The organism is Nocardiopsis sp. NPDC050513 (assembly GCF_044457925.1).
Classification (GTDB): domain Bacteria; phylum Actinomycetota; class Actinomycetes; order Streptosporangiales; family Streptosporangiaceae; genus Nocardiopsis.
On the sequence record NZ_JBITHK010000008.1, the window covers coordinates 230416 to 243018 of the forward strand.

At 73.7% G+C, this 12603-nt stretch carries 11 protein-coding genes; 5 read left to right on the top strand and 6 right to left on the bottom strand.

What is annotated here, in order from left to right; all coding sequences use genetic code 11:
* Positions 1–49: 49 nt before the first annotated feature.
* On the top strand, positions 50–1699 hold the full coding sequence (locus tag ACIBFB_RS16865) for a hypothetical protein (RefSeq protein WP_397231141.1): 1650 nt from the start codon (positions 50–52) through the stop codon (positions 1697–1699).
* A gap of 72 nt (positions 1700–1771) precedes the next feature.
* On the opposite strand, the gene ACIBFB_RS16870 is transcribed toward ACIBFB_RS16865, so the two are convergent.
* The 4 genes from ACIBFB_RS16870 to ACIBFB_RS16885 form a co-directional block, all read right to left on the bottom strand.
* Positions 1772–2569 (bottom strand): tyrosine-protein phosphatase, encoded by a 798-nt coding sequence (locus tag ACIBFB_RS16870; RefSeq protein WP_397231143.1) that lies wholly within the window; start codon positions 2567–2569, stop codon positions 1772–1774.
* A gap of 50 nt (positions 2570–2619) precedes the next feature.
* On the bottom strand, positions 2620–3360 hold the full coding sequence (locus tag ACIBFB_RS16875) for an NDP-sugar synthase (RefSeq protein ID WP_397230988.1): 741 nt from the start codon (positions 3358–3360) through the stop codon (positions 2620–2622).
* A 47-nt stretch (positions 3361–3407) separates the two neighbouring features.
* Positions 3408–5861 carry an AAA family ATPase gene (locus ACIBFB_RS16880; protein ID WP_397230990.1) on the bottom strand — a complete coding sequence of 818 codons (2454 nt, stop codon included), beginning with the start codon at positions 5859–5861 and terminating at the stop codon, positions 3408–3410.
* A gap of 224 nt (positions 5862–6085) precedes the next feature.
* Positions 6086–6814 (bottom strand): ribonuclease HII, encoded by a 729-nt coding sequence (locus ACIBFB_RS16885; RefSeq protein WP_397230992.1) that lies wholly within the window; start codon positions 6812–6814, stop codon positions 6086–6088.
* Between the two features lie 152 nt (positions 6815–6966).
* Here ACIBFB_RS16885 and ACIBFB_RS16890 point away from each other — a divergent pair, with 152 nt between their 5' ends.
* The 3 genes from ACIBFB_RS16890 to ACIBFB_RS16900 all read left to right on the top strand — a co-directional run bounded on the left by ACIBFB_RS16890 (position 6967) and on the right by ACIBFB_RS16900 (position 8629).
* Complete coding sequence (locus tag ACIBFB_RS16890) at positions 6967–7542, top strand: DoxX family protein (RefSeq protein ID WP_397230994.1); 576 nt, start codon at positions 6967–6969, stop codon at positions 7540–7542.
* 69 nt (positions 7543–7611) lie between these two features.
* On the top strand, positions 7612–8271 hold the full coding sequence (locus ACIBFB_RS16895) for a hypothetical protein (RefSeq protein WP_397230996.1): 660 nt from the start codon (positions 7612–7614) through the stop codon (positions 8269–8271).
* A gap of 166 nt (positions 8272–8437) precedes the next feature.
* Positions 8438–8629 (top strand): hypothetical protein, encoded by a 192-nt coding sequence (locus ACIBFB_RS16900; protein WP_075927964.1) that lies wholly within the window; start codon positions 8438–8440, stop codon positions 8627–8629.
* Positions 8630–8698: 69 nt separating this feature from the next.
* Here the strand turns inward: ACIBFB_RS16900 and ACIBFB_RS16905 are convergent, their stop codons facing one another.
* Complete coding sequence (locus ACIBFB_RS16905) at positions 8699–10150, bottom strand: SPFH domain-containing protein (RefSeq protein WP_397230999.1); 1452 nt, start codon at positions 10148–10150, stop codon at positions 8699–8701.
* A complete protein-coding gene (locus ACIBFB_RS16910; RefSeq protein WP_397231001.1) occupies positions 10147–11961 on the bottom strand; it encodes an SPFH domain-containing protein in 1815 nt (604 codons plus the stop codon). Before ACIBFB_RS16910 ends, ACIBFB_RS16905 begins: the two co-directional genes overlap by 4 nt.
* Before the next feature lie 314 nt (positions 11962–12275).
* On the opposite strand from ACIBFB_RS16910, the gene ACIBFB_RS16915 reads away from it, so the two are divergent.
* Positions 12276–12581, top strand: coding sequence for a hypothetical protein (locus tag ACIBFB_RS16915; RefSeq protein ID WP_397231003.1), 306 nt, complete (start codon positions 12276–12278; stop codon positions 12579–12581).
* The last annotated feature ends 22 nt before the right edge of the window (positions 12582–12603 follow it).

A 12603-nucleotide genomic window follows, 5' to 3' on the forward strand; every position in this document is an offset into this window, starting at 1 on the left:
TACGCCTCCCCCCGGACCCGAGCCGGTGCCCGGCGCCGTCTTCGACGAGATGCTGCGCGCGGCCCGGGCCCTGCTGGCCATGCGCGAGCCCCTGGACGCCGAGCTGGCCTTCAGCGAACTGCTCGGAACGTGGTGGGGCGAGCGCGTCCCGGGCGTGGACGTCCAACGGCTGCTCGGCGAGGGCCTCATCGCGCACGCCACCGCCTCCGGCACCCCGGCCGGGCTGGGCGTGCTGGCGGCGGTCGCCGCGCTGGGGACCTCGCGCCCGCAACGGCACCTGGCCGAACAGGGGGTGATCGCGCTCAGGGAGCGCGGCCTCCAGGTGCCGGAGTGGGCCTCCAAGCTCGGCGCGGTCACCCCGTTGGCCGCCCACGTCCACGGCGACCGCTTCGGGGACACCGACGACGTCGTCTGCGTGTTCGGCCGGTCCGACGGCACCGGCGCCCCGCCGCCCGAGCACGCCGTGATCCTGGTGGTCGACCACAACGGCGGGGGGCTGCTGCGCGACGTGTGGGTCACCGCCAAGGTCGACCAACTGCTCGACCAGTGCCGGGAACGGGCGGAGAAGGATGACTTCATCCGGTTCGCACCGATCGGGCTCGGGGCCGCACGTGCCCTGCTCACCCGCGCCCTGGAGCGGACCGACCTGGTCGTGGGAGGCGCGTCCAGCGATCCCGGGGCGGGCCCCACCGTGCAGGCCGTCGGGTTGACCGCCGCGGACCTGACCGGCGGTTCCCTGGCCGCCCACTACGCCCTGGTCCGCTCACGGATCCGGACCCTGCCCGCGACGGGCGCGGACGCCGCCCCGGTCCCGGTGTGGCGGCGCGACGGCCGCGCCGTGCTCGCGGCCCGCTTCCTGGCCTCGGACGAGGCGGCGGGGCTCTCGGACTCCTACGCCGCCAGCCGGTGCGTCGACCACATCATCGCGCACGGCTGCGACGTGGACGCCGGCCGGCCGCTGCGCGTCAGCCCCCGCAAGGTGGAGTCGTTCCTGCTGCACTGGCTCCCGGGGCGGGTCGTGCTGCTGCCCGAGGAACAGGAGGCGATGCCGCACGTCCTGGCGGCGTGGGTGCGTTGGGCCGGCCGGGTCGCGCCGGAGGCGTCGGCCGTGGGCGCCGGGGGCCCGGGCGCGGCAGCGGTCTGCCGGCTGCCGGAGGTGGCCCTGGGCGCCACGCTCGACGCGGTGTGGGAGTGCACCAGCGCGTTCGTGCGCACCTACCGCGACCCCGCGCGCCCGCTGGGCCTGCGCCAGGAGGCGGTGCGCCGACTGCTGCCGGACGGTGACTTCGCCGCGCTCGCCCGCCGGATGTTCGCCTTCCCGCTGCTGGCCAGCGAGATCGTCGCGGGCGCACCGGACGAGTTCGACCCCGCCGCCCCGCGCGGTCGGCGGGCGCTGCTGCGGCTCGACCACTACGGCGAGTACGAGGCGGCCACGCCGCACAGCGGCCGACACTCCAGCGGGCAGGACCACTGGTACCGGCCGGTGACGCGCACGGACCCCGAACGCGAGCGGGAACTGGACCGGCACGAACGGCTCGCCGAGCGGTTGTGGCACGGACGGCCCGTCCACCTGTGGCGGGCCGCCAGACGCCTGCTGGACCGGGGCGTCGACCGGCCCTCCGTGCTGGCCGCGCTGAACGCCCAGCTGGAGGCGGCCTCCGACGAGACGGACCTGCGCCGCCGCCTCGACGCGCTCTGAGCACCGCCGGGACCCAGGGGAACGAGCGCGCGCCTCGCACCCCGAGCCGCGACGCGAGCCTGTGAGCGCGCGTCAGTACAGCATCCGCTCCCGCAGGCGCTCGACGGTGCCCTCGGACACCTTGATCCCCTCGGCGACGTAGCCGTCGAAGGACCCGTACACCTCGTCGATCCGGGACAGCGCGGTCGCGAGGTACTCCGGACGGACGCGCGTCATGGGCACCAGGTCCGCCCAGTCGAGCCCGCTGTTCGCCGACAGACGGCGCATCCACCGGTCGGTGCTCTCCTGGCGCCCGTTGCTCACCAGGTAGTCGGCGACGACCGTGTCGTGGTCCACCCCCAGCAGGCGCAGCAGCAACGCCGCGCCCCACCCCGTGCGGTCCTTGCCCGCGCTGCAGTGGAAGACCAGGGCCGTGGGGCCGGTGGCGGCGCGTTCGACCAGGTCGCGATAGCCGTCCAGGGCCGTGGCGTCGGTGACCAGCTCCCGGTAGACGGCGTGCATGAAGCGTTCGGCCGCGCCGTCGCCGAACATGGCGCGGGCGGACTCGGGGTCGGCGAGCACGTCGGCGAAGTTGGCCCCGGCCGCGTCCGCGTCCTGGACGGCCACGGCGGCGTACTCGGCCCCGTCGGGGGTGATGTCGGGCAGACGCTCGCGCTCGTGGGCCGTGCGCAGGTCGACCAGCTGGCGGATGCCCAGGCCGTGGTAGACGGGCAGGTCCTCGTCGGCCACCGAGTGCAGGGCGTCGGAACGGAAGAGGACCCCGGTGCGGACGGTGTGTCCCGAGGTGGTGCGGTGTCCGCCGAGGTCACGGAAGTTGGGGGCGCTGGGGAGGAGGAATCCGTCTCTTGTCACGCTCGTGACGATACCCATCCGCCCCAGCGCCGGATCGGCGGGCATCCGACGAACCGGGGAAGACCGATCTAACGTTCCCGGTCGGCCCCGCGCATGGCGGCGATCGCCTCGCCCGCCTCCTTGACGTCCTTGGCGGTGTCCACCCCGCGCCAGAACCCGTCGATGCGGTAGGCGGTCAGGCGGCCCTCCTTGGCCAGGTCGGGGAAGGTGGAGGACTCGTGGTCGCCCTTGGCGGGCAGCAGCGGGGTGATCCCCGGCTCGAACAGGTACACGCCCGCGTTGATCCACACCGGCAGCAGCGGGCTCTGGGTGAAGCCCTCGATCCGGTCCCGGTCGTCGACGTCGACGATGCCCCACGTGGTGCGGAACTGGGCCAGGGCCAACGTGGCCAGACCGCCGCGGTCGCGGTGGTGGGCGGTCATCTCGTCCAGCGGGAACCAGGTGAGCACGTCCCCGTTGAGCGCGAAGTAGGGGGCCTCCGGGTCGCGCAGGCCCGTGGCGGCGTAGCGCAGGGCACCGCCCCTGCCGAGCGGTTCGTCCTCCACCAGGAGGGAGATCTCCGGACCCCCGGCGCGGTCCGACAGATGGTCGCGCAGGACCTCGGCCTTGTAGCCGCAGGAGACGACGACCTGCTCGACGCCGTGCGAGGCGAGCCACTCCAGCTGGTAGTCGACGATCGGCCGTCCGGCCACCTCGACCATGGCCTTGGGGCGGGTGTCGGTGTAGGGCCGCAGCCGCGTGGCCTGGCCGCCGGCGAGGATGAGCGCCTGGGTGACGGGGGGCGCGGAAGGTGAGGGTGTCGCGGTCATGGGTCGGACCCTAGCAGTCGCGGGCACGGCCTCCGGGGCCGCGTCCCTCAGGCCTGCTGCGTCGCGTCCGCGTAGGCCAGCCGGACGTCCGCGCTGGTGACCACGGTGAGCTGGGCCGCGGTCGCCGCCTCGCCGACCTCCCGGGACACGCGCAGGTCGCGGTGGGAGCACGCCCTCTCGAACAGCGAGCGGGCGAAGCGCCCGTTGCCGAGCTCGTCGATCCAGCCCGTCGCGCACACGTGCGTGAAGATGCTGCGCAGGTCCTCGCGTGCCGTGCCGTCGAAGGCGTCGCCGGTGCGCGCCGCGACGGCCTCGGCGATCGCGGTCAGCTCGTCCGCGGTGTAGGAGGGGAAGCGCACGCGCACGTTGAACCGTGAGGAGAGCCCGGAGTTCGAGGCGAGGAAGCGCTCCATCTCGTCGGGGTACCCGGCCAGGACCACGACGAGCCGGTCGCGGTCGTCCTCGGCGCGCTTGAGCAGGGTCTGCACGGCCTCGGTCCCGAACGCGTCCCCGCCGCTGTACCCGGGGTTGACCAGCGAGTAGGCCTCGTCGACGAACAGCACCCCGCCCAGGGCGCGGTCGACCAGCCGGTTGGTCCGGATCGCGGTGGCGCCCAGGTGCTCGCCGACCAGGTCGGCGCGCTGGGCCTCGACCACCTCGGCGCGGCCGAGCAGTCCCAGCGCGGAGAAGACCCGGCCGAGCACGCGCGCGACCGTGGTCTTGCCGGTGCCGGGCGGCCCGGAGAAGACGAAGTGCCGCATCGGCGCCTGGTTGGGCAGCCCCTGTTCCTCGCGGAGCTTGGCGACGCGCAGCTGGGCGACGATCGAGCGGACCTGCTCCTTGACCGGCTCCAGTCCGATCATGGCGTCCAGTTCCGCCATCGCCTCCTCGATGCCGGGCGCCTCGCCGAAGCCGGGCAGGTGCGAGGTGAGCTCGGCGTAGGCGGTGTCCACGTCCGCCGCGCGGACCGTGATGAGGTCCTCGGCCTCCGGGCGCGGCGCCGGTTCCTCGCCCCGCACGCCCGAGGTCACCACGCGCACGTCGCGCGCCTGGGCCGCCTTCTCCACGACCGAGCGCGCGAAGCGGCCGTTGCCGAGTTCGTCCACCGCCTCGATCCGGACCGCCTGGTCGAACCCGCGCCGCAGCGCCGTGGCCGCTCCCGGGTCGAGGCTGTCGCCGCGCTGGCCCACGAGGGTCTCGGCGATGCGGAAGAGCTCGTCGGCGGTGTAGCTGGGGAAGGTGATGCGGGTGGCGAAGCGCGAGGCCAGACCGGGGTTGGACGCCAGGAAGGCGTCCATCTCCTGCTCGTACCCGGCCAGGACGACCACGAGTCGGTCGCGGTCGTCCTCGGCACGCTTGAGCAGGGTCTGCACGGCCTCGTTGCCGAACCGGTCGGGCTGGCCGTCGCCCTCGTTGACCAGGGAGTAGGCCTCGTCGATGAAGAGCACCCCGCCCAGGGCGCGGTCGATCAGCTCGTTGGTCCGGATCGCGGTGGCGCCCAGGTACTCCCCCACCAGGTCGGCGCGCTGGGCCTCGACGACGTGGGCGCTGGGCAGCAGGCCGAAGGAGTGGAAGATCGTGGCGAGGGCGCGGGCGACGCTGGTCTTGCCCGTGCCGGGAGGCCCGGAGAAGACCAGGTGCCGCAGGGGCCGTTCGACCGGGAACCCCGCGTCGGCGCGCAGGCGGGCGGCCTCGATCGAGGCGGCCAGCCCCCGGACCTGCTGCTTGACCGGGTCCAGGCCGATCATCGACTCGAGTTCGGCCAGGGCCTGGTCGACGGGGACGGGCTCGGCGTCGTCGGCGGCGGCGCTCCGGCCGCGCCCGGGGCGCGGGGCCCCGTCGGCGCGCCCGCGCACGGGTTCGGGACGGACTCGGGCGGCGCGGTCGGCGCCCGAGGGCGGGCGGGGAGCGGAGGCCGAGGTGGCGCGGGCGTCGGCGCTCTCCCTGATGATCTGGCGGGAGGCGGTCAGCCGCCACACCAGACAGGCCCCGGCCGCGGCGTAGAGCAGGGCGACGCCCCACGCCGCGGACAGGGCCGGGACCACCATCCCGGCCAGGGCGAGGGAGTACCCGGCGACCAGCCCCGCGGTCAGGGCCAGCGCGGAGGTGTGCCAGACGGGGAACTCGCGGACCCGGCCCGCGGCGAGCACGACGAGCGGGGGGACCGGCACGAGCAGGAGGGTGACGGGCTCACCGGCGAGCGGGATCTGGAAGAGCGGGAAGGTGACCGTCAGCCACACGACGCACACCGTCACCGTGACGAACGCGTCGAGCGAGCGCATGAGCGCGGCGAAGAGCAGGAGGAGGGCGAGGGTGGCGGCGAGCGCGCCCAGGACGGGGAGGTTCGCCACCAGAGCGACGACGGCCACCACCGTGACCAGGACCAGCGCGGCCACCAGCCGTCTGGCGAGGGGGACGCTGCGGTACCGGGCGCGCAGACGGGACAGCCCGGACGCGCGTCCCGGTTCCGCGGCGGCGGCGGAGTGCGTCTCGCGCGTCATCCATACCCTTCCTGCCTGGGGGTGCGTGGGAGGTCGGCTCTCCAGACCGTGACGGCCGGGCCGGGTGGTGTCGGGGGGACCGACGTGTACGGCATGGCTACGGAACCAGCCTTGCCCGAAGTGGTGTGGATGTCCAGTGCGGTGCGGCGTGTCGCGGCCCGTGGGTCCCGGAACCGGGTGGGGCGCCGTCCCCCTTCGCCGGGCGGGCTCCGCGCCGCGGGCGGTCAGAGCAGGGACAGCTGTTCGCCCTCGTCACCGGGTCCGCCGCCTGCGGTGGAGGGCGCCACGCGGTGCCTGCGCAGGTGCTTCCAGCGGGGCAGGGCGTCGAGGTAGGACCAGCTCAGCCGGTGGTGCGGGGTGGGTCCGGCCTCGGCGAGGGTCGCGCGGTGCGCCGGTGAGGGGTACCCGGCGGCGCGGTCGAAGCCGTAGCCGGGGTGGTCGGCGTCGAGTTCGGCCATGAACGCGTCCCGGCGCACCTTGGCCAGAACCGCCGCGGCGGCCACGCTCACGCAGACCAGGTCCCCCTTGACCTGGGTGCGCACCCGCCAGGGCCGGCCGATGAAGTCGTGCCGGCCGTCGAGGATGACCGCGTCGGGCCGCGCGGTGAGGCCGTCGAGGGCGCGCCGGGCGGCACGGCGCAGCGCCTCGGTCATGCCCACCTCGTCGATCTCGGCGGGCTCGGACCAGCCGAAGGCGTGGTCGGCGACCCAGGGCCCCAGCCGCGCGGCGATGTCCCGGCGGCGCTTGGGGGTGAGGCGCTTGGAGTCGGTGAGCCCGGCGGGCGGGGCGCCCTCGCCGGGCACGGCGGCGCACACCAGGAGCGGACCGGCCCACGCGCCGCGTCCGACCTCGTCCACCCCCGCCACGACACGGGCGCCGCGGGCGCGGAGTTCGTCCTCCACCTCGAACGTGGGGGCGGCGGACGGGCTGGCGCCCGTGGATGTCGTGGTCACACCTCCACCCTAGGGTGCCGCGCGTGCGGCGCGGCCCGGGGCCGGGGAACGCGCCATTTGGCGACTCACCGCGCGTGACAACACGCCGCACGTGGGCACCTTCGGTAGTTTCCGCTTGTCAGCACCGCCACGATCGGACCACAGGGGTGCACATGCGGGCCGCCAGGAGTCGACCCCGGATCTCTCGGGGACGCCTGTACGACGTCGTCTCCGCCCTCACCCGCGTCGGCGTCGGGTGGATGTTCGTCGAGCACGGCCTGGACATGCGCGGGCGGACCGACGCGGTGTCCGCGCGGCTGCCCGACCCCGGCTCCGCGGTGGCGGGCGTCCTCAGTCCCGCCCTGCCCGCGCTGCTCGTGGCGCTGTCCGTCGCGTTCGCCGTGGGCCTGCTCACGTGGTTGACCGGCCCCCTGCTGGCCGCGACGGCGATCCTGGGCGCGCTCGCCGTCGGCGGCGGGGGGCCTCCGGACCTGGCGCCGTTCGGCCCCTGGCCCACGACGGTGCTGGTCACAGCGGTGTGCGTGCTCATGGCGGTCAGCGGCGGGCGGTGGTCCTGGGACCATCTGGTGCTGTCCTCCGGCCGCACCGGCCGACGGCCGGGTACGGTGCGCGCGGTCGGACCCGCGACCGCTCGTGCGCCCGCCTTTTCCCGCCGTCTCCCCGAACACGCTCCGCCACTGCTCTATCCTGTCGGTGAGGCCGCGTTCCGACGGCCGTCTCGACTGTGACGCGGCCGGCCCGCCCCTTCGGCATGCCCACCGGTCCGTCGCATCCGCGGATTCCACGGAGGGGAACGTATGTCCGCCGCAGGTACCGGTTCGGACCCCCACGGGTCCGTGGCCAAGCTGATCGAGATCGCCGAACAGCCGACGCTCGGCCAGCGGCTCATCAGCTGGGCCTCGCGCCCGCCCGGACGGCTCTACATCCCCGCCTGCGGTGTCGTCGCGCTCGTCCTGGTCTTCGAGGACAGCGTCCCCGCCGGACACCTGCCCACCTTCGCGGTCGGACTGGTCTGCGGCCTGCTGCTGGCCGCGATGGGCGCGCTGCGGCTGGGCATCGCCCTCGCCGTCGCCCGGCCGATGATCCGGTACTACTGGCTGCGGTGGATCTCCGCGCCGCTGATCGCCGCCGCCGCGCTGGGCGTGTCCGGCGCCGACATCCCGCTCCAGCTGCGGACGGCCGCGTCGACCGACCAGTTGCGGGCGCTGGGCGACGAGGTCGACGACGGGGAGACGGTCGCACGCGACGGCTCCTGGACCGGGGCCTACCCGTTGGCCGAGGTCTCGGTCTCCGGCGACATCACGCACTACACCGTCCAGGGCGCCGGTGTCCTGGTCCCCTCCGCCGGGCTGGCGCACAGCACCGAGGACATCCCCGTGGGCGTGTTCGTCCCCGGCCAGGGCTCCCGCGTCTACGAGCACGTGTCCGGCGACTGGTACGCCTGGGCGAGCCACTGACCGCGCGGACCGGGTCACCGGCGTACCGCGGGGCTTTCCCGCCGTTCCGCCCCCCGTCGGCCGGTTCCAACCCCGCTCTCACCTTCGGCCGGTAGACAGGTGCCGCCCCCGGGGAAGGGTCTCCGACCTCTCCCCCACCGCAGCACCGAGCCCGAGGAGTCGCCCCATGCGCGAGTTCGCCCTGACCCTCCACCTGCGGATCCACGACGCGATCACCGCGCTGCGCCGGGCGCACGCCACCGGTGACGACGACCTCGCCAGCTCCCTGGCGGGCGAGGTCGAGGACCTCGTCGAGATCGCCGTCCGCAACGGCATCGACATCGCCGCGGCGTACGCCTCCTTGTCCGTCACGGGTTGAGCCGGACCCGTGCACACGAACGGGGACCCGCGACCACGGCGGTCGCGGATCCCCGTCGGCTCCGGCAGGTCAGCGGCGGCCGTAGCCCTCGCCGCGCTCGAACTGCTGGCGCATCGCGACGTCCTGCTGGCGCTGGTACTCGTCCGCCATGTGCTGCTGGCGCTCGGCGGCGGCCGCGATCGCGCCCTGGGCGGACTCCGCCATCTCCTGGGCGCCCGCCGACGCCGCGGCGGAGACCCCGCGGGAGCCCGGCGCCGCTCCGTTGAGCACCTGCGGCAGCAGCTGCGCGGTGAGCAGCGTGGACAGCGCCGAGGAGTCGCCGGATCCGGCCTCGGTCTGCACGACGACCGGTCGCGGCGCCCGCTCGGCGAGCGCGGCGCCCACGTCCAGGCGGCGGCGCGCCAGCTCGTACTCCAGCACCGCCCGGTTGTCCCGGTAGGCGGTGGCCAGACGCTGCTGCGCCTTCGCCTCGTTCTCGGCGGCGACCAGGTCGGCGCGGCCGCGGGTCTCGATCTCGTAGCGCACCCGCTGCGCCTCGGTCTCCTGTTCCTCCAGCATCTGCGCGACGTCCTTGCGCGCCTTGTTCAGGGCGGCGTTGACCTCGACGATCTTGGCGTCGCGCGTCTTCTTCGAGCGCTCGATGTCCATGAGCAGGGTGTCGATGCGGCGCTTGCGCGTCAGCTCCCACTCCTGCTCGTAGGCGACGAGCTCCTTGGCGACCCGCTCCCGCGTGGCCAGGTGCTGCTGGTACTGGTTGGGCAGCTGCACGTCGGGGATGTTGCAGCCGGTGATGCGCACGCCGTACTTCTCCAGCTGGGAGTTGAGCAGGCGGCGCATGTCCTCGACGTTGGATCCGCGCAGGTCGTAGGCGGACTCGGTGTTGACCAGGCGGCTGCGCTGGCGGATCGCGTCCTGCACGGCGCTGGAGAGCACCAGGTCGAAGTTGCTGGCGCCGATGATCGTCACGAACCGGATCGGGTCGATGATCTGGAACTTGAGGAAGAACTCGATCGACTTCAGCGGCACGTTCTCGCGGGTCGGGCAGGCCAGGACCGGTGCCGTGTAGGGGATCTCCGTGCGGGTGTCCACCACGAAGTCCACCCGCGACCAGGGGTGCCACAGGTAGTGGCGGCCCGGACCGATCGCCCGGACGATCGCGCCGTAGCGGGTGAGGATCCCGTGGGTGCCCTCCTCGATCTCGATGATCGAGCCGCGCCACCACCACAGACCCGCGCCGACGATGCTGAGCAGGCCGACGAGCAGTGTGGGGACCGCCAGCAGGGTGTAGCCGACCACGCCGCCGCCGATGGCGGCGTTGACCGCCATCATCAGAGCCGAGCACAGGGCGAAGAGGCCGAACCAGAGCAGCACGGTCCAACGCAGGCCGCGGGTGTCGCGGGGGATGACGACGGGGACGAGGGCGCCCTGGTCGCCGCCGCGCAGCAGACCGGCCAGGTCCCCCCAGGAGGCGAGCGACTCCTTGATGCTGGAACCGCTGCCGGTGTTCACGGGCTGGCTCATCGGGCGAAACCTCCCTGGTTCGGGCCGAGGTCCTCAGGGCCGTGCTGCGACCACGGAGGCGGGGGCGGTGCCTGGTGCTGCTGGTACTGCGGGTCGATGGTGGAGGACGGGTCGGCGGCCGGAGCGGGCCGGGCGGCGGAGGTCGCGGTGGGCTCGGCGGCTTCGCCGGGGTCCGCGGAGGTCTCGGCGAGGCGCTCGTCGATGGCCTCCTCCGAGACCGACTGGCGGATCTCCTCGACCAGGTCCTGGCCGGGGTCCCCGCCCTCGGGCTGGCGGCGCGCCCTGTCGGCGTCCTCGACGAGGGAGCTGATCTCCTGCTCGCGCTCGGCGATCCGGGCGGAGATCTCGCCCAGGCGGGCGCGGATGGCCTCCATGTCGGCCTCGGAGAACAGGGCGGTGTCGGTCTGGCCGATGATCTCCTGGGCGATGCGCAGGTAGTCGACGGAGGCGGTGTCGCCCGAGCCGATCCGCAGGACCTGCGGCAGGCTGTCGGCGACCGCCTCCAGCTTGTCCAGGAGGTTCTCGCGGAAGCGGTAGTTGAGGATCTCGGGGGCCTCGGCGGCGCTGACCGCGCGGATGTCCAGGGCCTGGGCCTGGAGCAGGGCCGCGTTGGCGTTGGCCTCGGACTCGGCCTCGACGAAGCGCTGGCGGGCCAGGGCGCGCGCCCGGTTGGTCTCCCGCTCCAGGGCGGTGTCCATCTGCGCCTGGTACTGGGCGATGTCCGCCTGGATCGCGGAGAGGGTCTCGTTGAGGGTCGCCAGCTCCTTGTTCAGGTCGCCCTCGTTCTGCTCCTTGCGCAGCTGGAGCTCGTACTCGAAGGTGTAGGCGTCCTTGGCGACGCGGACCATCTCCGGCGCCGCCAGGTCCATCCGGTACTCCTGGCTGGAGGGCTCGGCGTGGGTGATGTTGGCGTTGGTCAGGACCACGATGCCGCCGAACTGCCTGTTCAGCTGGTCGAGCAGGGTGTGCGTGCTCTCACCGACCATGTCGTAGATCGCCGAGGCCTGCTGCTCGTAGATGAGGCTGCGGGTGGTCTCGCTGATCGCGTTGTTGAGCTTCTCCTGGAAGCCCTGCACGCCGCCCAGCGTGTAGACGAAGCTGGTCGCGTCCTCGATGCGGAACTGGACGAAGAGGTCGACCGAGGCCTGGACCCCGCTCTTGGTGGGGGCCGAGCGGATGGGGGCGTTGAAGGGGTACTCGCGCGTGGTGTTGACGATGTAGGAGACGCGCTTCCAGGGGTTGAACAGGGTGACGCGCCCGGGCTTGAAGTTGTCCTCGCGCTTGCCGAAGCGCGTGACGATCGCCTCGCAGCCCTCGGGGACCATCACCATGCCCTGGCGCCACCACATGAAGGCCGAGACGGCCGCGGTGATGATCCAGTAGTGGATGCCGAAGAGGGGGTTGAGCAGGGGGTTGCCCCCGGCCAGCGACCACGGGATGAGGACGGCGAAGGAGCCGAAGACGCCGAGGACCACGAGCAGGATCGCGGGGAGCATGGTGAGGAACGTGCGGCCTCGCGGGATCACCATGGGGCAGATGACGTGCACGGCGCCGCCCCGGCCTCGGTCGACGTAGCTGCGGTTGAGCGCCTCGCCCGCGTTGTTGAGCGAGGTGGTCTTCTGTTCGATCCGGGTGCCGACGGACTCGCCCTGCTCGCGGGCGGCGATGAAGTCGCGGGGGTCCAGGCCACCTCCTCCGTCGGACTGGGTCCGGTCCGAGACCTGTTGGACGGCGCTGGCCATCGCCTGACGCGGATCGCCTCCCTGGACGATGGCGTCGGCGGCGCCGCGCACGGTCTGCGCGAACGACATAGGCGTGGACTCCTTGCTGGCGAGGACGGGGAACTATCGGGTTCGACGCCGCGTACGCCCATCCGGTTCCAGGTGGGAGCGGGTGGGAGGGCGGGAGCGGCGATAACGGACAGGGATAACTGTGGCACGGCCTCGAACCGGAACCCATCAATCGTGTCCTGAGCGTGATCTGCCCAGACGCGGCGGACGGAACGGACGCGGGTCCCCTCGCGGTGTCCCCGCGTGCGTGCCGGTTGGCGGTGGCGCGGGGACGGGGGCTAACGTCGTGCGGAGGACGGGCCGAGAACCGGCCGCGACGAGGAGGAGCGCCCCCGATGACCGCAGTACCCAGTGCCGCGCTGACCACCGCCGGGCTGATCGGCGGCTACGCGACCGCCCGCGCCACCGGCAACCGCCCGCTGGGCGGGGTGGTGCTGGCGGCCTTCGGCGCGGCGGCGTTCGAGACGTGGCGTCGGCGGTCGGGGCTCGGCACCGCGGTCGCGCTCACCGCGGTGTACGTGGGGGCGTTCGGGCTGGCGCACCCGCTGGCCAGGAAGGTCGGCTCCTGGCCCGCCGTGCTGGGGGTGACCGCGGCGACCGCGGCGGTGGCCGTCGCGGTGGGAGACCGGTGCGGGGAGTAGGCCGCCGAGGTGCGCCCGCTGC

Excerpts from the sequence above, each read along its gene's own strand:
- ACIBFB_RS16905 (WP_397230999.1), bottom strand. The coding sequence starts at position 10,150 with ATGAGCCAGCCCGTGAACACCGGCAGCGGTTCCAGCATCAAGGAGTCG.
- ACIBFB_RS16880 (WP_397230990.1), bottom strand. The coding sequence starts at position 5,861 with ATGACGCGCGAGACGCACTCCGCCGCCGCCGCGGAACCGGGACGCGCG.
- ACIBFB_RS16890 (WP_397230994.1), top strand. The coding sequence starts at position 6,967 with ATGCGGGCCGCCAGGAGTCGACCCCGGATCTCTCGGGGACGCCTGTAC.
- ACIBFB_RS16875 (WP_397230988.1), bottom strand. The coding sequence starts at position 3,360 with ATGACCGCGACACCCTCACCTTCCGCGCCCCCCGTCACCCAGGCGCTC.
- ACIBFB_RS16895 (WP_397230996.1), top strand. The coding sequence starts at position 7,612 with ATGTCCGCCGCAGGTACCGGTTCGGACCCCCACGGGTCCGTGGCCAAG.
- ACIBFB_RS16900 (WP_075927964.1), top strand. The coding sequence starts at position 8,438 with ATGCGCGAGTTCGCCCTGACCCTCCACCTGCGGATCCACGACGCGATC.
- ACIBFB_RS16870 (WP_397231143.1), bottom strand. The coding sequence starts at position 2,569 with ATGGGTATCGTCACGAGCGTGACAAGAGACGGATTCCTCCTCCCCAGC.
- ACIBFB_RS16865 (WP_397231141.1), top strand. The coding sequence starts at position 50 with ATGCTGCGCGCGGCCCGGGCCCTGCTGGCCATGCGCGAGCCCCTGGAC.
- ACIBFB_RS16915 (WP_397231003.1), top strand. The coding sequence starts at position 12,276 with ATGACCGCAGTACCCAGTGCCGCGCTGACCACCGCCGGGCTGATCGGC.
- ACIBFB_RS16910 (WP_397231001.1), bottom strand. The coding sequence starts at position 11,961 with ATGTCGTTCGCGCAGACCGTGCGCGGCGCCGCCGACGCCATCGTCCAG.